Consider the following 22,064-nt stretch of genomic DNA (forward strand, 5'->3'; position numbering starts at 1 on the left):
CGTCGAGTTCTACACGAAAGAGCTTGGAGGAACGGACAGCGGCCTACGCCGCGAGCCTGCAAGGCAGCGACGCAGAGCGCTATCTGATCGAGGACCGGGGCCTGAACCCGAGAGCACTGGAGTATTTCCGCCTGGGCTTCGTCGCAAACCCCTTTCCGGGGGATAGCGGCTACGCGGGGCGGATCTGCATTCCCTACCTGACCGAATCGGGCGTGACATCGCTGCGGTTTCGCGCAGTCGGGGACGGCCAAGGGCCTAAGTACTTGAGCCTTCCCGGAGAAGTCCCCCGAATCTACGGGCCTGAAGCCCTCAGTTACGACTATCCCTACATCGCAGTCTGCGAAGGGGAAATCGACACGATTACCGCCCGCATGGCGGGCGTGAGCGCCGTGGGTCTTCCCGGCGCGAATACCTGGCAGCCGTTCATGGCGCGGGCTTTCAAGGGCTACGCCACGGTGTACGTCCTTGCCGACGACGACAAAGCCGGGTGGGACCTGGGCGAACGGCTAGCCCGCCAAGTCGCCAACGTTTCCATTATCGCCATGGACGGCGGCGACGTGAACTCATTCGTCCGCGAACACGGAGCCGAAGCGCTCCGCCAGAAGATAGGACTTGAGACTTGACCAGGAAAGACACACCCCTTGCATTGGTCGACATCGAATCCGCGGTGGCACTCTCATGGCTCCTTGACATCCTCATGTCAACCCAGCCGGAGCGCCCGGAGTGGGAAGCCTGCCGGGAGCGGACCCCGCAGGAAGGCCAGGCGCTCAACGAGCGCGAGCCCATCCCGTACACCCTGACGAAGTGGCCCGAGCCTGAGCGGGACTACGACGACGAAGACGACTACCCGCGTCAAGACGAGTGGCCCGATGAGTTCACTTTCGCAGACGCGGTAGGGCTGACGTTCAATGACGCCAAGGAACTTCTCCTTGAGCGGCACGCCAAGTACGGACCCCGCAACATCGCAGACGCGCCAGGCGGACCACTCAACGGCCTTCGCGTCCGCATGACTGACAAACTCGCCCGGATCAACAATTACGTTGACGGCGGCGGAGTTGCCGACTTCGCAGACGACAGCCTTCAAGACGCGTTCATCGACATCGCCAACTACGGGCTCATTGGGTTGATGGTTCTTCGCGGGTATTGGCCCGCTGGGGGCAGCCGATGACCAAACGCATTGTCATCGTCAGTGACACGCAGATTCCGTACCACCACAAGCCGGCACTCCGAAACGTCATCCGCTACATCGGGGAGTCTCAGCCCGACCGTGTAATTCAGATCGGGGACCTAGCCGACTACCCGAACCCCTCACGCTGGAACGCCGGAACCCGTGGGGAGTACGCGGGCAGCGTCAAGGCGGACAGCGAGGTTGTGAAACGCGACTTCCTAGGCCCGCTGCGGGAGGTCTACTCCGGCCCGGTGGGAGTGCACGAGGGCAACCACGATCTTCGGCCACGTGAGTACCTCGCCAGCCGTGCCCCCGCGCTGGACTTCTCCGACGCGTTCAACGTGGAAGTCCTCTGCGACTTCGACGGCTTCGGCATCGACCGTCTCCCCGACTTCGAGGAGGTGGCCCCCGGGTGGCTCACCACTCACGGACACCTCGGATTCCCTCTATCGCGGGTAGCCGGAGTAACGGCACTCGGAGGGGCGCGCAAGACCGGAAAGAGCATCGTGTGTGGACACACGCACCGCCTGGGCGTGACCGCCGAAAGCCGGGGCTACTCGGGGCGAACCGAGATGCTGACCGGCTTCGAAGTCGGTCACCTCATGGACATCAAGAGCCCCGGAGCTGCCTACCTCAAGACCGGTGCCGGTAACTGGCAAATGGGCTTCGGACTCTTGGAAGTCACCGGAACCTATGTCAACCCGCGCCCTATCTACATGTCCGCGAACGGACGTTTCACCATCGACAGCAAGGACTATCGTTGACGATCACAGAAACCACCTGGGCGGCACTGCGACCGGTCATTGCGAGCGTGGCCCGCAAGTACGCCAGCGAATACCCCGGAGTCGAGCGGGAAGACATCTCCCAAGAGCTACACCTTTTCGCGTTGGAGAACGCGAAATCGTTTGTGGACAAGGAGAACGCGAACTTCCGCTTCATCTTCGAACGTGCCGCACGCCGCTACTGCGGCAAGTCTCGGGCTCAGGGACTCACGATCAGCGCGCAGTATGGGTACCGGCCCGAGGATGTGCGGAGGATTCTCGAAACGTACGTTGCGCCTGAGCAGTGGCCCAACACCCACGTTCCCGACGACGCGCGCAGCCTCAAGCCGCACGCTGACCCGCTGGACATGTGCGCCGATGTGGCGCTGAGCCTGGCGGGGCTCGATGAAGACGACCGTCAGATTCTGCATTCCCGCTACGTCCTGGGCGAGGTGCCCGACAACTCCTCAGCCGCCCGCAAGCGCCTCAACAAGGCCGTTGATCGGCTCACAGCGGCCATGAATTCCTTCAAGGGTGAATGGCACGCCGAACGCGCTACGCGCGGATTCCCCGGCAGCCGTAGCGCCGTTTCCAACGCCACAGCACAGCGTCAGTCCACCCACGACTACGACCCCAACTAGGAGGACTCCACATTGAGTAACGACCCTTTCGCTTCTGACCCATGGGCCGATAAGGACCCGTGGGCAGAGCAGGCCGAAGACCCCTACCACAACAGCGCCCCCGCGCAGACGTTCACTGAGCAGAAGGAGAACCCCCGCTTGACGGACAGCGCGAGCAACGGCAACGGAAAGATTGTCATCACCCTCAAGGCAGGGGCGGACTTCGCGGCCCCGTGGATCGTGATTCACGCGGACAACGCCAGCGACGCGGACGCCACCCTGACGGGGATCTTCAACGGCGGGCTTCACGAGAAGGTCACCAGGGCCGGGGCCATGCTCGCGGCGACCCGCCCGGCTGCGGCCGGCAACTCCGCCCCGCCCGCCCGCCAGGCGGCAGCTCCGGCACCGGCAAGCCTGCCGCCCGGTGTGGCTGCCGAGTACTGCGAGCACGGAGAGCGGATCTTCAAGTCCGGTGTGAGCAAGAGCAGCGGCAAGCCCTACAAGATGCTTGCCTGCCCGCAGAACACGTGTGCTCCTGCCTGGCTCAAGTAGTCACCCTCCGTACGCCCGATGAGCCATGCCGGGGGCGAGCTGCCCCCGGCCGGCTTCGTCCAGCCCCGCGAGGAAGGGGGAAGGGTTGCGGACGGTAGTCGACCGGGTAGCCGGTGAAGTCGTACGAGTGCACGTCGTGGAGCGGGAAGAAGACCTAGCCGCGTTCGCGGACTTCGTCCGCTCCCACCCTGTTCTAGCGTTCGACACGGAGACGACCGGGCTTGACATCTTCGCGTCAAACTTCCGGTGCCGTCTGGCGCAGTTCGGCACGACGCGGGAAGCCTGGGTTGTGCCGGTGGAAGCCGGCCCCCGCTTCGGGTGGTACGCCGCTCAGGCATTGCGCACCGCATCGCGGATCATCGCGCACAACCTCACGTTTGACGCTCTCGTAGCCGAGAGGTGTCTAGGCGTGCCGTTGGAAGAGCTGTGCGCGAAGTCAACGGACACAAGGATTCTGTCCCACCTGGGCGACCCGAGAGCAGCACACGAAGGCGGCACCGGGCACAGGCTCGAAGAGCTGACAGCGGCGTTCATTGACAAGGAGGTAGCCGAACGCGTCAAGGGCTCCGTGCGGGCCATGGCGAAGGAACTCAAGATGACGAAGGCGGAGTTCTTCCGCTTGGTCCCCCTCGATCACGAGGGCTATGTGAGATACGCGGGAATGGACGTGATCCTGACCGCGAGGCTTGACCCGCTGCTGTCAACGCGGGTGCCGCTGTCCGCGCGGAAACTGATCCGCTACGAGCACGACATAGCCCGCGTGTGCGCGGTCATGGAACGGCGCGGCTTCCTGCTCGATGTCGAGTACACCCGGGGCCTGTCGCTGCGCCTGGGCGACGATGAGGCCCGCTACACCGCTGAGGCTGCCGTCCTGGGCGTGGGCAACATCAACGCCCCGCAGCAAGTAGCCGACGCGCTCATTCGGCGCGGGGTCACCATCCCGGACACCACGAAGACCGGGAAGCCGAAGGTGGACAAGTTCCTACTTGACGCGCTCGTGTCAAACGGTGACCCGCTCGCGGCAGCGGTACAGCGGGCCAAGCGGGCGGGCAAGTGGCGCGAGACGTACGCGGATAAGTTCCTAGAACTCATCGATGCGGACGGGCGGATTCACTGCGGCATCAACTCCCTTGCCGCGCGCACCGCGCGCATGTCGATCGTTCGTCCATCGCTACAAACGTTGCCCAGTAAGGAATCCCTGATCCGCTCGTGCTTCCTCGCAGAGCCCGGGGAAGTGATCATCTCCACCGACTATGACGGCATGGAACTTCGGGTGTTGGCTGCGCTGTCCGGGGACGTCGCGATGAAGCGGGCGTTCGCGGAGGGGGCGGACCTTCACCTGATGACCGCTCAAGCCGCGTTCGGCCCGCAGGCGACCCCGAAGCAACGCGGCTACGGCAAGACAGCCAACTTCGCCTATGTGTTTGGGGGCGGAGCTGCCGTCATCGCCAAACAGTGCGGTATCCCCCTCGACACAGCCAAGCGGGTTGTCGACGCGTTCGCGCGGGCCTATCCAGGCGTGACCCGACTCGCCAAGGCCCTACAGGCACAAGCCCGGATGCGCGGGCACGTCACCACGGTCACGGGCCGCGTGCTCCCGGTGGACCGGGGGCGGATCTACAGCGCCTTGAACTACTACGTCCAGTCCAGCGCCCGAGACGTACTCGGCCGGGGGTTGCTGGCCATGGACGCGGCGGGTCTGACGCCGTATCTCAGGCTCCCCGTTCACGACGAAGTGATCGGCTCCGCGCCGCTGGCGGACGCCGCAGACATCGGAAAGGAGTTCGCACGCTTGATGGCAATGAACATGCGGGGAGTCGACATCTCGGCATCCCCGGACGTCGGGGGCACGTCCTGGGGGTCGCTGTATGAGCAGTGACCCCACCGCCCCGCACACCGGGCTACCGCTCGCCCCGATCCTCGCCGGAGCCGTCGCCGTGAGCCTGGCACTGACGACCGGGCCAATCGGCACCGTGCCGCCGGAGGGGCCACAGCAACCGCAGAAGGCCCCCAACGCGGTAGCCACAGCAGGAGGAGGCCCCGACCCGCTGAGCCTGTCTCCGACTGCACAGCCCACCCCGGAACCGCCTGATCCGTTCGTGTCCATCGACCTGGCCTATGAGCCTGTCGGGTGGGTGGACGCGCGGCGGATGCACAACGCCGCCGTCATCGTGCGGGTAGGTCAACAGATGGGCCTGTCCCGAAGGGCTCAGATCATCGCGGTAGCAACCGCCATGCAGGAAAGCGCCCTACTCAACCAAGCCAACGGCAACGTCCCGCACTCGTTGGAGCTGCCACACGAGCAAGTGGGTTGGGATCACGACTCCGTAGGGCTGTTCCAACAGCGCTGTAGCCCGCCCCACGGCGCGGGGAGCTGGGGGACACCGGAAGACCTGATGAACCCGGCAGAGTCCGCACGCCGCTTCTACAGCGCGCTTGTCCGCCTGGGCCTGACGGACTCCCCGAACCTGTCGGCTGCCGCTCAGGCAGTGCAGGGCAGCGCGTTTCCCAGCGCCTACGCCAAGCACGAGGGCACGGCCACACGCGTTGTCGACAGCATTCTTGCTGCTCAGAACGGTTCTTGACAGCGCGATGTCAATCCGCGGGCGATACCCCGCATACGCACCGTAAGCCATCTCTAAGGAGGACTAAGGAGGAACGTTACTTAAGCGTGACCTCCTTAGCTTTACTTAGACTAAGGAGGGAGCCTAAGCTTGCCTAAGAACAAACAAGGCGGAGCTAAGGAGATAGACGTGAACAGCACCGGTAGCACGATCATCAAGGCCCTCGAATGCGCCTGGGAAGCCATTCAGGAGGCCCACCCGGAGGTTCCTTCGGTCGTGTTCATCACCGGTACCGGTGCCAGCGGGCGCGGGCTCAAGTGGGGTCATCACTGGGCGGACCGGTGGACGAACAAGGATTCGGTCTCCGGCGAGCGCGCTACGGAGCTGTTCATCTCGGGTGAGCGTCTGGCGTGCGGGGGGACGCTCACCTTTCAGACCATGCTTCACGAGGCAGCGCACGCACTGGCGCGGGTCCGGGGGCAGCAAGACACCTCCCGTCAGGGCCGCTACCACAACAAGACCTTCCTCAAGCTCGCCGAAGAGCTGGGCCTGAGCTACAACCACGAGGCCCCCGACGCGACGATCGGCCTGTCTGCGGTGGAGATCCGCGAGGAGACTACGCGCGACTTCGCTGGAGTGATCGCGATGCTTGATGACGAGATCATTGCCCACCTGGGCACGGTCACCTTCATTGACGGGGGAGCCCCGATCGTGGTTCCGACCCCGCGCGGCGGAACGACCACCACGACCACCACGAGGAAGGCCCCCGCGCCCAAGGCGGAATGCGGCTGCGAGACGCCCCGCAAGGTGTCCGCGAAGCTCCTCGAAGACGGCGCGATCATGTGCCGCGTCTGCGGGGAGGACTTCGAAGTGAGGGACTGAACCACTGCCAACCGGCCCCCTGGCTCTCCGGAGCTGGGGGGCCTTTCGCGTTCCCTAAGGAGGCCCCGTGACTTAGTCTTCATCTCCTTAGCTTGACTTAGCCATGTCCGACTAAGTAGACTCAAGGAGTAAGGCAAGCGCGGAGCAAGGCCCAAAAAACTACAGAGTGGAGAGCCAAGAATGACTCACTTTGAGTTCGTCATCGAGGAAGCCCCGACGTCCGGTGAGCTGCCGAGTACCCATCGGGTGAGCTACTGGCGAGACGGGTACCCGGTCCGGGTTGTCCTGGGGACCTATCGGACGCGGCAGCAAGCCGAAGACGCGGCCCTTGAGGAGGCCACGGTGTTGCAGCGAGACCACCGCAACACGGTGAGGCTCCCGAAGTTGGAGCTTGTGAAAGCGGCACTGGCCACCGTGGGGGATCTCGTCTTCTGCCTGGGGGCGCACGCCCGCGTCACGGCAGTCGACTACTTCGCCCCGGGGCAGCATCCCGAGGGATGCCCGGTGTTCGAACACCTCACGGCGCGTCGAGTGACCACACGAGCCGGTTACCGCTGGTCTTCGGTCTACGGAGACGCGGACAACGGCGACAACTAGGAAGGCCCCCCGCTGGCTTAGAGCGGGGGGTCTTCCCCTCCACGGTAACGCACCCTCAACGACAAGGAGAACGGCCATGAGCAAGCGAAGCCCGGAGCGGGAACAGTTCTACCGCGAGGTTCTGACCACAGCCGTTGAAGGCGGCATCAACTACTGGATAACCGATTTCCGCAGTGTCGAGCGGGACGCGGACGGATGGGTCACCGGCCTGACGGTCTGCGATGACGAAGGAGTCCCGCGCTCGTGCGACATCGACGGCGTAGCGCGCGGATGGGGGCTGTTTCAGGGCCTGCTGAAGGCGGGCCAGCACAACGGGTGGGGTACCTCGCCAGACCAACTCATCGAGCGGTCGGGGAACTTCGAAGATCTTGACATTGACGCGTCAAACGCTGACGACATCGTTCAGCTAGCCATCTTCGGAGAGATCATCTACGCCTGACCTTGGGGGAGCCTTCGGGCTCCCCCTTCTTTCTCGTCAGGCAACCCAGCGTGTCCGACTCCGTGCAAATTTGTCACCTGGCTGTGGCGGGCTGTTGGCGCGGAGACCCCTTCTAAGGGGGGCGTGTGCACCCGCCGAGAGTCGACACGCCGGGGACCTATCCAAGCCTTGAAACACGTTGCTACCTTGGCCGTAAGGACAGCCAAGGGTGACTCTTAGGGAGACCAAGCCGATGGGCGAGAAGCTCATTAAGTTGAAGTTTGACGATCTTGACGGGTCCGAAGACGGCGTTGAGGAAGTCACCTTCTATCACCACGGGGGAAAGTACGCCGTCGACCTGGGCGAGAAGCACCGGGAAGAACTCGCAGCTATCCAAGCCGAATTTGACGAGCGAATGTCAAAGTTCCTCAAAGTCGCGCGCAAGGCCGGAGGCAACTCCGCCCCGGTCGCAGCCAGCGTCCGGCCAACCACCACTAGCACCGTTGATCCGTCCGGCTGGACAGCCTCACGGAGGAAAACCTTCCGCGCCGAGTACCTGACGCGCGTCAGGACCTGGGGGAGAGGGCAGGGTAAGGACATCGCGGACAAGGCCCGCGTCCCCCAAGACGTGATTGACGCCTACGTGATCGCTCACCCCGAAGACACTGGCAACCAGACGAACGTGTGGCAGACACCGTGAGCCAGACGGACGCAGCAACCGGGCCGCTCGCTGACGCCTACCGCGTGGCCCATCCCGAAGACCCCGACCACACCTTGCCGAAGGGCTGAGCGGTGTCGGATCAGTCATTCATGATCGGTCCGTTCCGGTACTCCGTCCGGGGCGCGCTCGACATCATCGAGCGGGCTCCCCGCGATCTACGACAGGTCGACGTGTTCAAGGTGGCGGTCAACATGGGTCTCCTCGACCTGGGCGGGGGCACCCCCCGGGTTCCCGCTCACGTCGATCCCGCGTACGCCATGACCGCAGACCTTGAGAAGCCGCTGATCATGCTTCAGCCCGGACCGGGCACGGTCGTGGTCGGGGATGGGTGGCACCGTGTCTACCGGGCCGTTGTGGAGGGCCGAAGGCAGCTCCCCGCCTACCTCCTGACCGTGGAGGAGACGGAGGAGGTCAAGACCTTAGGGCCGTGAAGCGTGGTCGACGACATAGCCCCAGGTTCGAAAATCTGTTCGACCCCCCGCTAGGCCAGCGCTAAAGTTGATCATCAGAAGCCCCCGCGCTCTCCCCCCGTGGAGCGTGGGGGCCTTCTCTGTGTCCCCTGGCCGCTGCCGCGAAGACGTAGCCGGTCACGTTCGAACGTCTCCGAGATGACGTAAGACGACGAAGCCCCCGCAGCGATGCGGGGGCCTCTTCGGGTTCAGTGGCTTACAAACATGCAGGTCAGGCAGTTCTTGACAGCTGAGTGTCAAGGCCGCAGTGGGTCTTCGACCGGTTCCGGAGCGGAGGCTTCGAGGTTCTGGCGGATTAGGTCTGAATCCGGGTACCGCTTTCCGAGTAACACGAGAGCTTGACCGGCTGCGGTCGGGCTCACGTCGCCTGTGAGCGTTCCGGCCCACAGTTGAAGAAGCTCGACTTCGGCCTGTTGGGCGGGTGTCAGGTCTTCGAAGTCGACCCGCGACAGCCACCGTGAGGCAGTCCGACCCTTGCCCGCGTCGCACGCCTCGCGGGCCGCTGCGATCAGGTACCCGTCGTCATCGGGGTCGATGCGGTGGGCACGTTCGTAGGCCGCTGCCGCTTGGGAGGGCTTGCCCAGCGAGGAGTGCAGGTACCCCACCAACGCGGGCACGGCGGGTATCGATGCCGTGAGCTTTTCGGCACGCCGGGCCGCTGCGAGAGCTTCCGAGTGCCGACCCGCGCGGGCCAGGAAGTGCGCTAGGTCTAGGTGATGTTCCGGCAAGAGCGGGTCAAGGCGCGTCGCGCACCCAAGGTGAAACTCCGCCTTTTGTGGCTCCCCGCTAACGCTGTACAACCGGCCAAGGTTGTTGTGCAGGATCGCGCTTGCCAACGGGTCACCTTCCACAAGCGGGAGCGCGTCGACCAACAGCGCGATAGCCTCCGGCTTGCGCTGACTCCGCATGAGTACATAGGCCATGGCGTTACGGTTCAACGCCCGGTCTAGGTCCGCAGCGGGCAACTCAGCCAGGTTTGACCAGCCGATTTCCAGAAGCCCGGCCGCGTAGCTCATGCTCCGCAGCGCGGGCGGATGCTGGCGCGCAAACAGCATTGCTAGACCTGTGTAGGCCCGCGCTCCCCGAAGCCCGCCCGCCATGGTGGCAATCTTCCGATAGGTCTCTGACGTTTCCGTCCTGCCCGCCATCTGATAGGCGAGCCCGATCATGTCCGCCGCGTCTTCGGTCACGGACGTGAAGCGAGAAAGGGCCGCTTCGATCAGCCAAACCGCAGACCATGAATCACCACACGCGAGGTACCGCCCAATGACCGGCTGTACTTCCTCCCAATCAACGGCGGTTTCTAGCCACCGTCGATCAGCATCGACAGACTCAGTAGCCGCGTCGCGATATTCCCCCCGCAGCGTCACAGCCCGCTTCGGGCTCCACTCGACTACAAGCGGGGCGTGCTTGCCGATGACCGCGAAGGCGGCAGAGTCCGCGTCGTTGAGTTCTCCCCGAACGGCGACGCTCAGACCATCGGGATACAGATCAGTGATGCGCCACGCGAAGGGGCGTAGCTCCCCCAGAACGTGCCAGGCATTGCGGAATCGAAGCTGTGACTTCAACTCTCGTTGATCGTTCAGAGCCGCGTCCGTCGATGGCGGTTCGTGCGACACGAAACGGGGCAGGGGCAGCCCCCCAGACGCTGAGAGCTGCCCCGCCAGTGCCCGTAGCGCGGTAAACGGAACCGCCCCGCCAGGAACTGAGATGGTCGTCTTCACTGCTACGCAGTGGCCTTGGCGGGCTTGTCCGGCGCGCAGTGGTCGTACCCGACCATCGGCCGGGCGGTCTCCACAGCCGGGAGTTCCGGCTTGGCCTTGATGAACGTCATGACCTGTCCCTTCGGGTTGTGTTGCAACCCCCTCCCGGATGAAGGGGGCACATATGTGGGGGCCGCTACCGGCCGTCGCCAACCTCCGGCGCGGCCAAGAGCCCAAGCCCCTGGGCTTCCTCGACGGGGATGACTTCCGTCATGCGGACCCAAATTCGGAGCCCGTCGCCGTCTGGCACGCGCAGCGATGGCGTGCAGCGCCACCCAGCGAGCCAGGCGAAGTCGCTTTCTTCGTACGGCTCGAAGCCGGTCACCATGAACAGGTACGGGGCGACGGCGAACCGTGCGGGGTCATCGAACGGACGCGACCGGCGGTAGGACACTCCGCTACCGCTGGCCCGCGCGTCCTCATAGAACTCGTAGACATCCCGCCCTGCCCATTCGCTGATGTACACCACTTCGTCTTTGCGGGGTTGGTAGTACGCCGCGTTGAGTGGTCCGGGCTGCACGGCCTTGCGCCAGTCGTACCCCTGTGGCGGCTCAGTCGGAGAGCGCGGGGGAATCGCCCACTCGTTCGGCGGAACTCCCTTGCGCTGGAAATTTGCGCGCACCATGCAGGATCTCCCTCAGTGGATCAATTGACAGTCGGAAGTCACGTCAGCGCTTGGGGCGGGTGACAAGGTCGAGGGTGAGAAAGCTAGAAGGTCGTCTCTTTCCAGGCGTGGCCGATCCAGCCGCTAGTCACGACGAAGGCCAAAGCGGCGACGGCAAGCCCAAGGATTGCGCCAGGGTCGCCATCGAGCGCCATTCCACAGACGGAAGCGGCAACCGATATCATCGAAGTACTCCCATCGGGATAGTGATTGTGGGGCGGGGCTCGCATCGATCCCCAGAAGTCCCCGCCCCGCGCGAACTACTCGGCGGACTCGTCCGCCGCGTCAGTGTTTTCGGTCTTGTCCTTGTTCTTCTCGTCCTCGAAGTACACGCTCATGTCGTCACCTCCGCTCGTGTCCTTGTAGGCGTGAACCGCGAGAGGGAGAAGGCTCTTCGCGGTCTTCATCGAAACCCCGACGCCCATGGTGCTCGGATCGACAGACGGGGCTTCGTCTCGACAGAGAACGCGACACATGAAGTACCGACGCCCCTTGTTGTCCAACATCACGACAAACAAAGAGGACCCGAACGCGAACCCGTTTACTTCAAACCGGGTACCCGCCACCGTGAACATTCCGAGGTGAAGGGGAGCGCTGTAAGTCGTCGGTTGCTTCATGGCCGTGTCCTCCTCTCTGAGGGGGCGAGCCCTGCCGGGCCGCTGCGCTTGCGACCATTTGCGGCTGCGGTTGGCTCGGGGAGTGAAACCTTCCGTCCGGCCCGGGATCGCCCTAGACACAGCGTCACCGAACGGCCACCATCGTTGAAGTAGGCGAAGGTTTACTACCGTTTACTAGCTGGGGCCATGACTGACGCTGAGATGCCAACAGGAGCCATGCTCAAGGCATGGCGAAACGATGCCGGGGTGTCCCTGGCCGGGATGATCAAGCGCGAGGCGTTCCTGACCAAGGGCTACATGAGCCAGATCGAGAACGGCAAGAAGCCGGTCTCACCGGAGATCGTCGCCGCGTACGACAGAGCGTTGGGAGGTGACGAGGTGAAGCGAAGGGCTCTGTTGTCCCTGGCCACCGCTGGGGCGATATCACCAGCAACCATGATCGAAGTGATCCGACATGGGCTCGTCACCGGTCATGGCAACGACTGGGACGCGATCGTTGCGGACTACGCGCGCCGTTTCCTTGTCGACCCTTCCGCCGTGTACGGGGAAGGTCTCGTGTCGGAGTTGGCGGTTGTCCGCGCGTTGATCAACGATGGTCAGCAGTCATCGGACCTGTACCGCGCTGCCGCCAGCCTGGCCCACTACTACGGGTTGTGGCTGGGCAACCAAGCTGACCTTGGCAACGCCCATCGGTGGTACCGGTCGTCGATCAGCCTCGCGGACGCGAGCGGCGACGCGGAGGTTCGGACGTACACGCGTGGGCGCAGCCTGGCTAGAGGGATCTATGAGGGCTACTCCGTGCGCCAGACGCTAGACGGAGCTGCGGAAGTGCTCGCCATGACGCGCCGCCCCACGGTCGGCAAATTGGAAGCCCACTCAGCACGGGTCCATGTGTATGCGCTGACCAGGGAAGCGGCCAAGGGCCGCGAGGCTGTCAAGGGCATGGCAGATGTCGCAAGCGCTCTACCCGCAGACTCGGGGGCAACTGAACGGGTCGCCTTCGTCAATGCGTACGCAGAATGCCGCTACGGCAACCTGAGCGAAGCTGAGGCGGCAGTGTCCAAGGCTCTGCCAATGCTCCGTGATCGGCCCATGTGGCTTGCAGAGACAAACGTCTACCGAGGCAGGGCGATGGTTGCCGCCGGGCACATCGAAGATGGGCTTTCTCATGCCCTAGCCACTGTCACTGAACTTCGTCACGACGTTCGGGTGATCGGGGTCGCTGTGCGAGACGTGGTGACAGCCGTGCCGGGGGACTACCGCTCGGACGCGCTGGAAACCCTCCGGGGGTACGCTGACCCTAACCCCGGCCCCTGGGAGACGCTGAGATGACAAAGCCGCGATACACCCTGCCTGACGTGCTGGCGGAAGCCGGGAGAGCGTACCGAGAAGGCGCGGATGATCTTGAGCGCAGTGGTGTCCCGTACACCCACAGCGAAGACGGGCTCTTTCATGTCCGCGCCATGTACAACCGGGAGACGCTGACAGCCTGCAACTGTGGCGATCACCCGCGACCGGATGACTTCGCCTACGTTGGCGGTGAATCCGTACTGGTTCGGATGCCTGCGACCAACAGCGATGAGGAACTCTGGCTACCCGCCGTGACGGTCGGGCAAGCGGTCTACCTTCCGAATGTCGGTTGGCGAGTGCGCGTTTCTGGAACGATCGTCGGGAGCAATGTTCTTGTTGGCCCCGATGATGTCGAGAAGGATCTTTGATTCTCAGGATTCAGGCAAAAGGCCCCCGCTATCAGCGGGGGCCTTTTGCTCGTTCGGCGGTTACTTGCCCGCCTGGGCGTTGTATAGATCAACGATGTCTTGGGAGATCCGCCCCCGACTGGACACCTTGTGCCCGTTCCGCTGCGCCCACTCCCTGACCGCCTTGTTCTGTTCCTTGTCTGCGGTTGCCGGTACGCGCTGCACAGTCACGGTATGCCGACCGGAAGCGCGCGGCGTTGAGCGCTGCCGACGCCCGGCAGTGATGTACTTCGCCAGGGCGGCACGAAGCTTCTCGGCGTTCTTCGATGAAAGATCGATGACGTAGGTTGCCCCATCAAGACCGAACGTCACGGTTTCATCCGCCTGACCCTGATCTAGGTCATCGATAAGGCTAACGGTGACTTTCTGCGCCATGGTGATTCTCCCCGTGTTGGCTTGATCGAATTGGACGACCATAGCTCAGGACGTGGCGGACCATGAACCATGTTTCGGTCCTGCATAGACTGTTGTCTTCCCAGCAAGCCCCCCGGAGCAACCGGCTTCGGGGGGTCGGGCGCTTTATGGAACTCGCCCCACCGGCCTACCGTGTGTGAACTGCGTCACCTGCGGGCGCGAAGGCGCAACGGGTGACACACGTGTGTCACCCGTCGAAGCGGGGGAGTGGAGCCGAGTTGGCCGGTGACCGGAAGCGCTAGTTTGCGCTGGTCGTGGCGGGGGTTGCGACGGGTGCGGCTGCTGGGGCGGATTCACCCGTGGCCTGCTTCGGGGCCGCAAGCGCCGGCTTGGTGCTCTGTTCCTTATGAGCCCAACCTGAGCCCTTGAACACGACACCCACGGCGGAGAAGAGTTTGCGCAGCTTGCCGGTGCACTCCGGGCATGTGGTCAGGGCGTCGTCACTGAACGACTGCACGGCCTCGAGCTGGTGACCACACTCGGTGCACGCGTACTGGTATGTGGGCACGTCCGCCTCCGTCTGGCACTCCGACACTGCGAGTGCCAATATTGCGTCAGCCTACCCGCATTCGTCTAGTCGACGTGGCGAGGAAGACACTCAAATCCACCACTCGGGGTGATAACACCGGTCACCGGGCGGTCGTGCGGCTCCGCCGGCACCCGGGGGAGGAACTCCCCGTCGAAGACGACCGCCACGACGGGTACGCCGGGCCGGACCCTCGCCAGCGCCCGGTCATAGGAGCCCCCGCCCTTGCCCAGCCGGGCCCCGGAGTGGTCGACGGCCAGCGCCGGCACGATCACCAGGTCGGCCGTCGCGATCGCGTCCACCCCGAGCCGCGGGCCGGACGGCTCCAGCAGGCCGCGCGGGCCGGGCACCAGCGCGCCGCCGGCCCAGTCCAGATCCAGGTCGTCCAGCAGCACCGGCAGTAACACCCGGGGGCCCAGCGCGTTAGGCAACTCGGGTCCACCGGGTTCACTGCCGACCGGGACGTAACCGGCGACCGTTCCCGGACGTACCGTCATCAACAGCTCAGCCACCGCGGCCAGAATCCGTTCCGCGGCGAAAGACCTGGCAGTGGCCGGTGTGGCTCTCCGCGCGGAGAGCAGGGTGGTGCGCAGCGCCGTCTTTTCCGCCAACATGGTGCCAAGCATCCCAGGCCCGGAACGCGGGGCGACGGCACTGGGCCCCACGCACTGCTAGGCCCGGAACGGCACAGGGGGAGGGTCGGTGACGCTACGCGCGCGGTTGACCGCGGCGTTCCTGGCCGTCGTGCTCGGCCCCGTGCTGCTCGGTGCCGTGTTCGTCGGCGGGGCCGTCGCCGCCGTGGGCCGCAGCCGGTCCGCCGAGCGCCTCGAACTCGCCGACTCCACCGCGCGGACCACGATCGAGGCCCTGTGCGTGAAGCTCCGCGCCGCGGCCGAGACCGCGGCGGTGCAGTCCAACGGCGGACGGACGCCCGGTGTCGCCAGCCAGCTCGTGGTCACCAACCGGGCCGCCGGGGTGCGGATCCTCGACCCCAGGGGCGCGGTCCTCGACGACGCCGGCGCGCTGCCCGAGCCGTGGTCGGTGTGCGGCGCCCCGGAACCGCAGGCGCACGGCTCCCTCAACTCCCTGGTCGCGTGGGTGCCGATCCGCGATCCGGACGGTGTCCCCCTGGGGACCGCCGTCGCGGCCGAACCCCTCGACCAGGCCTTCGTCACCCGGCTCGCCGCCGCCACCGGGGTCGGGGTGACCCTCCTCGACGACCGGGCACTGAGCACCGCCAGGGAGCGCCAGCGACCCGAGATCCGGGCCGTGACCAGGACCGGCGGCACCGTGGAGACCGCCGGCGGTCTGTACGTCCACCAGCTGGCCGGCGCGCGGCAGCTCCCCCTCGCCCTGTTCGTGGAGCACTCCGACCCCCAGGGCCTGTACGCGGCCCTGTTCGGCATCGTCGCCGTCGCGGGCCTGTTGTCGGTGGCCGCGGCGTGGCTGCTGGCCAGGAGCACCACCCGGCCACTCGTGGAGCTGGCCCGGGCCGCCGACCGGGTCGCCGACGGGGACCTCGACGCCCGGGTGCCGGTCCGCGGCGACGACGAGCTGGGCCGGCTGGCCACCGCGTTCAACCGGATGACCCGGGAGACCCAGGGCTACGTCGCGGCCCTGACGGCCAGCCGCGACCAGCTCCGCGAGGCCATGCGGCTGTCGCGGACCGACCCGCTGACCGGGCTCGCCAACTACCGGCACCTGGAGGAGTCGCTGCGCTGGGAGGTGGAGAAGACCACCCGGTACGCCAAGCCGCTGTCCGTCATCGCCCTCGACCTGGACCTGTTCAAAGAGGTCAACGACACCTACGGCCACCCGGCAGGCGACGCCGTGCTCGTCGAGGTGTCCCGCCGGCTGGAGGGCGAGATCCGCGACCTGGACCGCGCGTTCCGCCAGGGCGGCGAGGAGTTCGTGCTGCTGCTGCCGGAGACGGACCTCGACGGGGCGGTCAGCGTGGCCGAACGGCTCGGCTCCGCGCTGCGCGACGCGCCCGTCCTCGTCGAGCCGGCCGGGCACGCGATCAAGGTGACGGTGTCGATCGGCGTCGCGGTGTACCCGGAGCACGGCGACACCGGGCCGAAGGTCCTCGCCGCCGCCGACGACGCGCTGTACGCGGCCAAGGCCGCCGGGCGGGACACGTACCGAATCGCGCGTGGCGGTGCGCTCAGCTGACCCTCCGGCCGATAGTCTCGGCACATGTCCGAGCAGCCGAACACCCCCAGCGCCCCCGCGGCGCACCGGCGCGCCGTCAAGGCGGTCATCCCCGCCGCAGGTATGGCCACCCGCTTCCTACCAGCGACGAAGGCCGTCCCCAAAGAACTCTTCCCCGTAGTCGACCGCCCGGTGCTGGAGTACATCGTGGGTGAGGCCGCCTCGGCCGGCATCCGCGACGTGCTGTTGGTGACGGGCAAGGGCAAGACCGCGATGGTCGATCACTTCGACCGCCGTGCCGACGCCGAGGAGCGACTCCTCGCGAAGGGCGACCTGGTCCGGCTCGCCGCCGTCCGCCGCCCCGAGGAACTCGCCGACATCTACACCTGCCGTCAACCCGAACCCCTCGGGCTGGGCCACGCCGTCGGCTGCGCCGAGTCGCACGTCGGCGACCAGCCGTTCGCCGTCCTGCTGGCCGACGAGTTCACCGACGAGGGCGATCCGCTGCTCTCCGACATGATCGAACTCCAGGCCCAGAAGGGCGGCATCGTGCTCGCCTTCATCGAGGTGCCCTGGGAGGAGGTCAGCCGGTACGGCGTGGCCTCCGTCGAGCCGACCGACGTCGAGGACGTCGTCCGGGTCACCGGCCTGGTGGAGAAGCCGGCCCGCGAGGACGCCCCCAGCAACCTGATCGTCGTCGGCCGGTATGTTCTGCCGTCGACCATCTTCGAGGCGATCCGCAAGACCGAACCCGGAGCGGGCGGCGAGATCCAGTTGACGGACGCCATGGTGCGGCTGCTCGACGAGGGCACGCCCGTGCACGGCATCGTGTTCCGCCGGATCCGGCACGACACCGGCCAGCCGGTCGGTTACCTGCAAGCTCTCGTCCGCCTAGCCTGCCAGCGGGAGGACATCGGCCCGGAACTACGGGGCTGGCTGAAGAATTTTGTGAACACGGAGCTCTCATGACCCGTACCACCGAGCTGGTGCCACTCGCCGACTACCTGTACGGCGTGATGGCCCGGCTCCGCCCGCTGCCGCCGCTGGAGGTCGACCTGACCCAGGCGTACGGCAACGTGCTCGCCGAGGAAGTCACGGCCCCCGGACCGCTGCCAGCGTTCGACCACGCGGCGATCGACGGCTACGCGGTCCGGGCCGAGGACCTGCTCGGTGCCACCGCGACCAGACCGGTCCGGCTCAACGTCGTCGGCGACCTGTCGGCGTCGAGCTGGCGGCCGGTCCGGTTGACTGCGCATGCCTGCTTTTCGGTCGCGGCCGGTGCTCCGTTACCGGCCGCGGCCGACGCGGTGGTCCCCCTGGACTGGACGGACCAGGGCATGGCCGTCGTCGAGGTCTACGACGCGGCCAAACGCGGCCACGGCCTGCGCCGGGCCGGCGAGGAGATCTCGGCCGGCTCGGTGATCGCGCGGGCCGGGACCCAGATCACCCCGCCGCTGGTGGCCCTGCTGGCCGCCTGCGGCATCGGGCACGTCGTCGTGCGGCCCTGCCCGCGCGTCGTCGTGCTCGCCACCGGCGACGAGCTGGTCGAGGCCGGCCGGTCCAGTCAGGCCGGTCAGATCGTGGACGCCAACTCCCACGCCCTCACGTCGGCGGCCGCCGAGGCGGGCGCGCACGCGTACCGGGTCGGGATCTGCGACGACGACCCCGAGGCGCTGCGGGCGCTGGTGGACGACCAGACCCTGCGCGCCGACCTGATCATCACCACCGGGGGCACCGGCACCGGCCCCGGCGACATGGTCCGCCGGATCCTCGGCCGAGACGGTGTCGAGTTCACCGACCTTTCCGTGTACCCGGCCGGCTCGCTCGGCTTCGGCACCATCGGCCCCGAAGAGGTGCCCATCGTGTGCCTGCCCGGCGACCCCGGTACCGCCCTGATGAGTTTCGAGATGCTCGCCCGGCCCGTCATCCGGCTGCTGGCGGGCGCGGAGCCGGTGTTCCGGCCCAGCATCAAGGCCCACCTGCTGGAGACCGTGGCGTCCCCCGTGGGGGTGCGGGAGTTCCGGCCGGCGCACGTGGCCGAGCGGCGCGGCGGGGGCTACACGGTCCAGCCGCTGGCCGGCGGCCCGTACACCCTGTCGGGTCTCGCCGAGGCCAACGGCGTGCTGGTCCTCGGCGAGCGGGTCACCACGGCCGCCGCCGGCTCGACCGTCGACGTGCTGCTCGTCGACCGGCGGCGGTGACCGCCGGATGCCACCTGGCTGGCCAGCGGTCCTCCGGGAGGGCGACGTCACGATGCGCCCCTACAAGCGCGGCGACGCCAGGGCCTGGAGCGAGGCCCGGATCCGCAACGAGGAGTGGCTGACCCCCTGGGAGCCCACCCCGCTCGGCCCGTGGCGCGAGGTGCACTCCCCGGGCGCGTTCCGTGGCCTGCACCGGGCGCTGAAGCGGGCCGCCGACGCGGGCAGCGCCATGCCGTTCGCGATCTGCTACCAGGACCGCTACGTCGGCCAGTTGACCATCGGCAACATCGTCCGGGGCGCGTTCTGCTCCGCGTACGCCGGCTACTGGGTCGACTCCCGGGTCGCCGGTAAAGGCATCACCCCCACGGCCCTGGCGCTGGCCGTGGACCACGCGATGGGCCCCGGTGGCCTGCACCGGATCGAGGTCAACATCCGCCCCGACAACCTGCCCTCCCGCAGGGTCGTGGAGAAACTGGGCTTCCGTGAGGAGGCTTTCTATCCCCGGTACCTGCACAGTGGCGGCGCCTGGCAGGACCACATCGGATACGCGCTGACAATAGAGGACATCTCCCTCGAGGGTGGCCTGATGGCGCGCTGGCGCCGGGCGCGCTCGTCCTGACGCCACGGTGTGGCTTCCCCGTTATTACCCGACGGCAACATAACCTTGGGTAACTAGTGCGACGACTGTGAACGGGAGGGGTGAGGGTGCCGACGTCGGTGCTCCTCGCTGTCCTCGCCGCGGCCGGGCTGCTCGCGCTCGCACCGGCTCTGGTCCGCCGGTACGACGCCACCGAGCGACTCGTCGCCGAGAGGGCACTGTCGACGGCGCGGGTGATCAGTCGCCAGCGCCGCCGTCGCACTGTCCCGACCCGGCGCGGCTACCCCGATCCGACCAGCCTCGTCCCCGCCCCCCGGGCTCCCTCGGCCCTGTCCCCGGCCGCCCTGGCGGCGGCCCGGGCCGAGCGGGCCCGACTGTGGCGGTTCCGCCGCCGTCGCCGGGTGCTGTCCGCCCTCCTCCTGCTCAACGCCGTGGAACTCGTCGGAGTCGCGGTCTTCGACCCGGGGCTGTGGATCGGGTTCGCGGTATCGTCGGTGCTCCTCGTGGCGTACACGATCAGGCTGCGCAACCAGGTCGTCGCCGAACGCCGCCGTCGCCGGATCGCCGTGCTGCGGGCCAGGGAGGCCGCCCGTCGCGAGGCGGAGCGGGTCGCGTTCGAGCGGGCCGAGTTGCTGGCGGCTGCCGAGCAGGCCGCGGCGGCTGCCCGGCGGGGGGCCGCGGCGTACCGGTCGTACCGGCGGCGGGTCGTGTCGCAGGAGCCCCGGCGGCTGTCGCCGGTGCGGGGGGAGGCTTATGAGGCCCGTGCGGTGAACTTCTGAGGTGCGTGCTAGGATTTTTTTCGACCCGAGGGGCTGTGGCGTAGTTGGTAGCGCGCCTCGTTCGCATCGAGGAGGTCAGGAGTTCGAATCTCCTCAGCTCCACCAAAGGTCAGGGGCGGTTTCCGGAATCCGGAGACCGCCCCTTCCATGTGCGTACAGCTGGCGAAGGCGCGCGAGCGCGGAGTTCCGGTCAGGCATACGGCAATGATCGCGCAGCCCTGCCGAATGAGGCGGACCTCGGCCCCGCCAAGGAGTCCGGCCGGCTGCCGCGCCCAGGCGGTGCCAGAAATCACCGCGAGGCGTCAGCGGCCCTCAGCGTCCGGTGGAACCGGACCGGACGGGTTGTGCCACGTCACCTTCGAGCGCTCAACCTTGACCCGCCTCGGACCCGTGGTCGCAGCCACCACGATCAGTATCACTAAGGCCACCACGAGCACGAACAGGCAGAAATACGGCATGACCATGGCCATGCCCCACACGAACTCCGGTTCCACGCGCTGATCATGGCAGTGCCTGAAAAATCACGGAGACCCAGGGAGTCGGCTCCAGGTGGCCGCTGCTTTCACCCGCTGGCAGTGACAAGGTCGCCGAACTTCGGCCCCCTGACGCGAACCCGGAGTAACGTCCGAATTTGGTGGGTATTGCGAAACACTTTCATGAGGGGGCCCCGATGTACGCACGCGTAGTCCAGGGCACGGCGAAACCTGGAAAGATGGACGAGTTCGTGCGCCTGTTCCGGGACGAGTTCGCTCCCGCGATCCAGAAGACCGCGGGGTTCGCGCAGTCCTTCCTCACCCGGGACGGTGACAGCTTCATCGCGATGACGGTCTTCGCCTCCAAGGAGGACATCGAGGCGGATGAAGCCAAGTTCAAGTCACGGATCGGCCAGGCGGTCGATCTGTTGACTGGTCCGCCGCAGTCGTCGATCCGCGAGGTCGTCGTCCACCTCGGGTGAGTCGTGACCGGCGGCAGGGGAGCGCCGGCCACGCCCACTGAGAAAAGCGGCGAAAAGCAATAAATTTCCCAAAAGTACCGATATCCTCATGTTGATCATAAAGGGTGGGTATCGGAGTTGGGTGAATTCAACTTTTCCTGGCAGCCTTAGGCCCGTGGTGGGGACGACCGGGCGGAGGAACCCCCGCAGGGCGCTCCTCGTGACCCTCGCGGCGGGTGCCGTCGCGATGGCCCTGTTCGGGGGCGGACCCGCCGGGCACAAGCCTGCCCCGCACCCGCCAGCGGCGTTCGCCCCGCCGGTCGCCGTCACCCAGCCGGACACGGCCCCGCCGCCGGCGGTGTACCCGCCCCGGGGCGCGGGGACGTTCCGGATCGCGACCGGGGACGGGGCCCGGCTCGGGCAGGCGGGCACTCTGCTCCGGTTCCAGGTCGCCGTCGAGAACGGGATCGGCAACGTCGAGCCGTCGGCCGTCGCGGCGGCGATCGAGGCCACGCTCGGGGACCGGCGGGGCTGGACGGCGGACGGGTCGTGGAGCTTCCAGCGGGTCGGGCCCGGTCAGCTTCCGGACTTCACGGTGTACCTCGCCACGCCCGACACCCGCGACGACCTCTGCGAGATGGGGCCGGACGGCTACACCTCCTGCCGCAACGGCGACAAGGTGGTGCTCAATGTGGCCCGCTGGGCCGAGGGCGTGCCCGACTATGGTGCGCCGCTGTGGCAGTACCGGGAATACATGGTCAATCATGAGGTCGGCCATCGGCTGGGCTTCGACCATGAGCAGTGCCCGGGGGCGGGGCGGCCGGCGCCGGTCATGCAGCAGCAGACACTGGGCCTTCAGGGCTGCGTCGCCAACGCCTGGCCCCACCAGCCCACGGGCTGATCCGCC

Annotated in this window: 27 protein-coding genes, 1 tRNA gene and 1 pseudogene; 22 read left to right on the forward strand and 7 right to left on the reverse strand. The window is 66.7% G+C overall.

Annotated elements, in window-relative coordinates; translation table 11 throughout:
• Positions 1-23: 23 nt before the first annotated feature.
• From IW245_RS31800 to IW245_RS31855, 12 genes are all read left to right on the forward strand, one after another.
• Entirely contained in the window at positions 24-623 is a 600-nt protein-coding gene (locus IW245_RS31800; protein WP_231399001.1) for a toprim domain-containing protein, read from the forward strand.
• A gap of 23 nt (positions 624-646) precedes the next feature.
• The gene (locus IW245_RS31805; RefSeq protein WP_197006810.1) at positions 647-1,168 is read left to right on the forward strand and encodes a nucleotide modification associated domain-containing protein; all 522 of its coding nucleotides are present in this window, start codon (positions 647-649) and stop codon (positions 1,166-1,168) included.
• On the forward strand, positions 1,165-1,932 hold the full coding sequence (locus IW245_RS31810) for a metallophosphoesterase (protein WP_197006811.1): 768 nt from the start codon (positions 1,165-1,167) through the stop codon (positions 1,930-1,932). The genes IW245_RS31805 and IW245_RS31810 overlap by 4 nt, the downstream gene beginning before the upstream one ends.
• On the forward strand, positions 1,929-2,570 hold the full coding sequence (locus IW245_RS31815) for a hypothetical protein (RefSeq protein ID WP_197006812.1): 642 nt from the start codon (positions 1,929-1,931) through the stop codon (positions 2,568-2,570). The genes IW245_RS31810 and IW245_RS31815 overlap by 4 nt, the downstream gene beginning before the upstream one ends.
• A 12-nt stretch (positions 2,571-2,582) precedes the next feature.
• Positions 2,583-3,101, forward strand: a complete 519-nt coding sequence (locus IW245_RS31820; protein ID WP_443673920.1) for a D29-gp49 family protein — start codon at positions 2,583-2,585, stop codon at positions 3,099-3,101.
• Between the two features lie 127 nt (positions 3,102-3,228).
• A complete protein-coding gene (locus tag IW245_RS31825) occupies positions 3,229-4,980 on the forward strand; it encodes a DNA polymerase (protein ID WP_197006814.1) in 1,752 nt (583 codons plus the stop codon).
• Positions 4,981-5,200: 220 nt separating this feature from the next.
• Entirely contained in the window at positions 5,201-5,686 is a 486-nt protein-coding gene (locus IW245_RS31830) for a hypothetical protein (RefSeq protein WP_197006815.1), read from the forward strand.
• A 168-nt stretch (positions 5,687-5,854) separates the two neighbouring features.
• Complete coding sequence (locus IW245_RS31835) at positions 5,855-6,547, forward strand: hypothetical protein (RefSeq protein ID WP_197006816.1); 693 nt, start codon at positions 5,855-5,857, stop codon at positions 6,545-6,547.
• Positions 6,548-6,727: 180 nt separating this feature from the next.
• Complete coding sequence (locus tag IW245_RS31840) at positions 6,728-7,144, forward strand: hypothetical protein (RefSeq protein WP_197006817.1); 417 nt, start codon at positions 6,728-6,730, stop codon at positions 7,142-7,144.
• A 76-nt stretch (positions 7,145-7,220) separates the two neighbouring features.
• Complete coding sequence (locus tag IW245_RS31845; RefSeq protein ID WP_197006818.1) at positions 7,221-7,583, forward strand: hypothetical protein; 363 nt, start codon at positions 7,221-7,223, stop codon at positions 7,581-7,583.
• A 232-nt stretch (positions 7,584-7,815) separates the two neighbouring features.
• Positions 7,816-8,262 (forward strand): Lsr2 dimerization domain-containing protein, encoded by a 447-nt coding sequence (locus tag IW245_RS31850; protein WP_197006819.1) that lies wholly within the window; start codon positions 7,816-7,818, stop codon positions 8,260-8,262.
• Between the two features lie 110 nt (positions 8,263-8,372).
• On the forward strand, positions 8,373-8,714 hold the full coding sequence (locus IW245_RS31855; RefSeq protein ID WP_197006820.1) for a hypothetical protein: 342 nt from the start codon (positions 8,373-8,375) through the stop codon (positions 8,712-8,714).
• Positions 8,715-8,989: 275 nt separating this feature from the next.
• Here IW245_RS31855 and IW245_RS31860 read toward each other — a convergent pair whose 3' ends face one another.
• The 3 genes from IW245_RS31860 to IW245_RS31870 all read right to left on the reverse strand — a co-directional run bounded on the left by IW245_RS31860 (position 8,990) and on the right by IW245_RS31870 (position 11,797).
• On the reverse strand, positions 8,990-10,321 hold the full coding sequence (locus IW245_RS31860) for a tetratricopeptide repeat protein (protein ID WP_197006821.1): 1,332 nt from the start codon (positions 10,319-10,321) through the stop codon (positions 8,990-8,992).
• A 331-nt stretch (positions 10,322-10,652) separates the two neighbouring features.
• Entirely contained in the window at positions 10,653-11,141 is a 489-nt protein-coding gene (locus IW245_RS31865) for a hypothetical protein (protein WP_197006822.1), read from the reverse strand.
• 299 nt (positions 11,142-11,440) lie between these two features.
• A complete protein-coding gene (locus IW245_RS31870; protein WP_197006823.1) occupies positions 11,441-11,797 on the reverse strand; it encodes a hypothetical protein in 357 nt (118 codons plus the stop codon).
• A 186-nt stretch (positions 11,798-11,983) separates the two neighbouring features.
• Here IW245_RS31870 and IW245_RS31875 point away from each other — a divergent pair, with 186 nt between their 5' ends.
• Positions 11,984-13,129: a helix-turn-helix domain-containing protein gene (locus IW245_RS31875; RefSeq protein WP_197006824.1), complete on the forward strand. Its 1,146-nt coding sequence runs from the start codon at positions 11,984-11,986 to the stop codon at positions 13,127-13,129.
• A gap of 26 nt (positions 13,130-13,155) precedes the next feature.
• Positions 13,156-13,515 (forward strand): hypothetical protein, encoded by a 360-nt coding sequence (locus tag IW245_RS31880; RefSeq protein ID WP_197006825.1) that lies wholly within the window; start codon positions 13,156-13,158, stop codon positions 13,513-13,515.
• Between the two features lie 60 nt (positions 13,516-13,575).
• On the opposite strand, the gene IW245_RS31885 is transcribed toward IW245_RS31880, so the two are convergent.
• From IW245_RS31885 to IW245_RS31895, 3 genes are all read right to left on the reverse strand, one after another.
• The gene (locus IW245_RS31885) at positions 13,576-13,929 is read right to left on the reverse strand and encodes a histone-like nucleoid-structuring protein Lsr2 (protein ID WP_197006826.1); all 354 of its coding nucleotides are present in this window, start codon (positions 13,927-13,929) and stop codon (positions 13,576-13,578) included.
• 277 nt (positions 13,930-14,206) lie between these two features.
• Positions 14,207-14,476 carry an FmdB family zinc ribbon protein gene (locus IW245_RS31890; RefSeq protein ID WP_197006827.1) on the reverse strand — a complete coding sequence of 90 codons (270 nt, stop codon included), beginning with the start codon at positions 14,474-14,476 and terminating at the stop codon, positions 14,207-14,209.
• Positions 14,477-14,541: 65 nt separating this feature from the next.
• Positions 14,542-15,120, reverse strand: coding sequence for a 5-formyltetrahydrofolate cyclo-ligase (locus IW245_RS31895; RefSeq protein WP_197006828.1), 579 nt, complete (start codon positions 15,118-15,120; stop codon positions 14,542-14,544).
• 790 nt (positions 15,121-15,910) lie between these two features.
• Here IW245_RS31895 and IW245_RS42830 point away from each other — a divergent pair.
• The 6 genes and pseudogenes from IW245_RS42830 to IW245_RS31925 all read left to right on the forward strand — a co-directional run.
• Positions 15,911-16,826 (forward strand): annotated as a pseudogene (locus tag IW245_RS42830) (GGDEF domain-containing protein); the annotation flags it as partial.
• A complete protein-coding gene (locus IW245_RS31905; protein ID WP_443673928.1) occupies positions 16,769-17,614 on the forward strand; it encodes a UTP--glucose-1-phosphate uridylyltransferase in 846 nt (281 codons plus the stop codon). The pseudogene IW245_RS42830 and the gene IW245_RS31905, both read left to right, overlap by 58 nt.
• The gene (locus IW245_RS31910; protein ID WP_197006831.1) at positions 17,611-18,846 is read left to right on the forward strand and encodes a molybdopterin molybdotransferase MoeA; all 1,236 of its coding nucleotides are present in this window, start codon (positions 17,611-17,613) and stop codon (positions 18,844-18,846) included. The genes IW245_RS31905 and IW245_RS31910 overlap by 4 nt, the downstream gene beginning before the upstream one ends.
• 7 nt (positions 18,847-18,853) lie before the next feature.
• The gene (locus tag IW245_RS31915; protein ID WP_197006832.1) at positions 18,854-19,465 is read left to right on the forward strand and encodes a GNAT family N-acetyltransferase; all 612 of its coding nucleotides are present in this window, start codon (positions 18,854-18,856) and stop codon (positions 19,463-19,465) included.
• A gap of 86 nt (positions 19,466-19,551) precedes the next feature.
• Positions 19,552-20,223 carry a divisome protein SepX/GlpR gene (gene sepX, locus IW245_RS31920; protein ID WP_197006833.1) on the forward strand — a complete coding sequence of 224 codons (672 nt, stop codon included), beginning with the start codon at positions 19,552-19,554 and terminating at the stop codon, positions 20,221-20,223.
• Between the two features lie 29 nt (positions 20,224-20,252).
• Positions 20,253-20,328, forward strand: a tRNA-Ala gene (locus IW245_RS31925).
• Positions 20,329-20,525: 197 nt separating this feature from the next.
• Here the strand turns inward: IW245_RS31925 and IW245_RS31930 are convergent.
• Positions 20,526-20,717 carry a hypothetical protein gene (locus IW245_RS31930; protein ID WP_197006834.1) on the reverse strand — a complete coding sequence of 64 codons (192 nt, stop codon included), beginning with the start codon at positions 20,715-20,717 and terminating at the stop codon, positions 20,526-20,528.
• Between the two features lie 176 nt (positions 20,718-20,893).
• Between IW245_RS31930 and IW245_RS31935 the strand changes: the two genes are divergently transcribed.
• Together IW245_RS31935 and IW245_RS31940 are read left to right on the forward strand one after the other, a co-directional pair.
• Positions 20,894-21,178: a putative quinol monooxygenase gene (locus IW245_RS31935; protein WP_372445275.1), complete on the forward strand. Its 285-nt coding sequence runs from the start codon at positions 20,894-20,896 to the stop codon at positions 21,176-21,178.
• A 154-nt stretch (positions 21,179-21,332) separates the two neighbouring features.
• Positions 21,333-22,058 carry a DUF3152 domain-containing protein gene (locus IW245_RS31940; RefSeq protein WP_233472757.1) on the forward strand — a complete coding sequence of 242 codons (726 nt, stop codon included), beginning with the start codon at positions 21,333-21,335 and terminating at the stop codon, positions 22,056-22,058.
• Positions 22,059-22,064 lie beyond the last annotated feature (6 nt).

The organism is Longispora fulva (assembly GCF_015751905.1).
Taxonomy (GTDB): domain Bacteria; phylum Actinomycetota; class Actinomycetes; order Mycobacteriales; family Micromonosporaceae; genus Longispora; species Longispora fulva.

What these genes read in the sequence shown, in the direction of transcription:
- IW245_RS31915 (WP_197006832.1), top strand. Translation starts at nt 18,854, where the DNA reads ATGCCACCTGGCTGGCCAGCGGTCCTCCGGGAGGGCGACGTCACGATG.
- IW245_RS31910 (WP_197006831.1), top strand. Translation starts at nt 17,611, where the DNA reads ATGACCCGTACCACCGAGCTGGTGCCACTCGCCGACTACCTGTACGGC.
- IW245_RS31935 (WP_372445275.1), top strand. Translation starts at nt 20,894, where the DNA reads ATGTACGCACGCGTAGTCCAGGGCACGGCGAAACCTGGAAAGATGGAC.
- IW245_RS31870 (WP_197006823.1), bottom strand. Translation starts at nt 11,797, where the DNA reads ATGAAGCAACCGACGACTTACAGCGCTCCCCTTCACCTCGGAATGTTC.
- IW245_RS31865 (WP_197006822.1), bottom strand. Translation starts at nt 11,141, where the DNA reads ATGGTGCGCGCAAATTTCCAGCGCAAGGGAGTTCCGCCGAACGAGTGG.
- IW245_RS31845 (WP_197006818.1), top strand. Translation starts at nt 7,221, where the DNA reads ATGAGCAAGCGAAGCCCGGAGCGGGAACAGTTCTACCGCGAGGTTCTG.
- IW245_RS31895 (WP_197006828.1), bottom strand. Translation starts at nt 15,120, where the DNA reads ATGCTTGGCACCATGTTGGCGGAAAAGACGGCGCTGCGCACCACCCTG.
- IW245_RS31810 (WP_197006811.1), top strand. Translation starts at nt 1,165, where the DNA reads ATGACCAAACGCATTGTCATCGTCAGTGACACGCAGATTCCGTACCAC.
- IW245_RS31875 (WP_197006824.1), top strand. Translation starts at nt 11,984, where the DNA reads ATGACTGACGCTGAGATGCCAACAGGAGCCATGCTCAAGGCATGGCGA.
- IW245_RS31885 (WP_197006826.1), bottom strand. Translation starts at nt 13,929, where the DNA reads ATGGCGCAGAAAGTCACCGTTAGCCTTATCGATGACCTAGATCAGGGT.
- IW245_RS31850 (WP_197006819.1), top strand. Translation starts at nt 7,816, where the DNA reads ATGGGCGAGAAGCTCATTAAGTTGAAGTTTGACGATCTTGACGGGTCC.
- IW245_RS31840 (WP_197006817.1), top strand. Translation starts at nt 6,728, where the DNA reads ATGACTCACTTTGAGTTCGTCATCGAGGAAGCCCCGACGTCCGGTGAG.
- IW245_RS31905 (WP_443673928.1), top strand. Translation starts at nt 16,769, where the DNA reads ATGGCCACCCGCTTCCTACCAGCGACGAAGGCCGTCCCCAAAGAACTC.
- IW245_RS31855 (WP_197006820.1), top strand. Translation starts at nt 8,373, where the DNA reads ATGATCGGTCCGTTCCGGTACTCCGTCCGGGGCGCGCTCGACATCATC.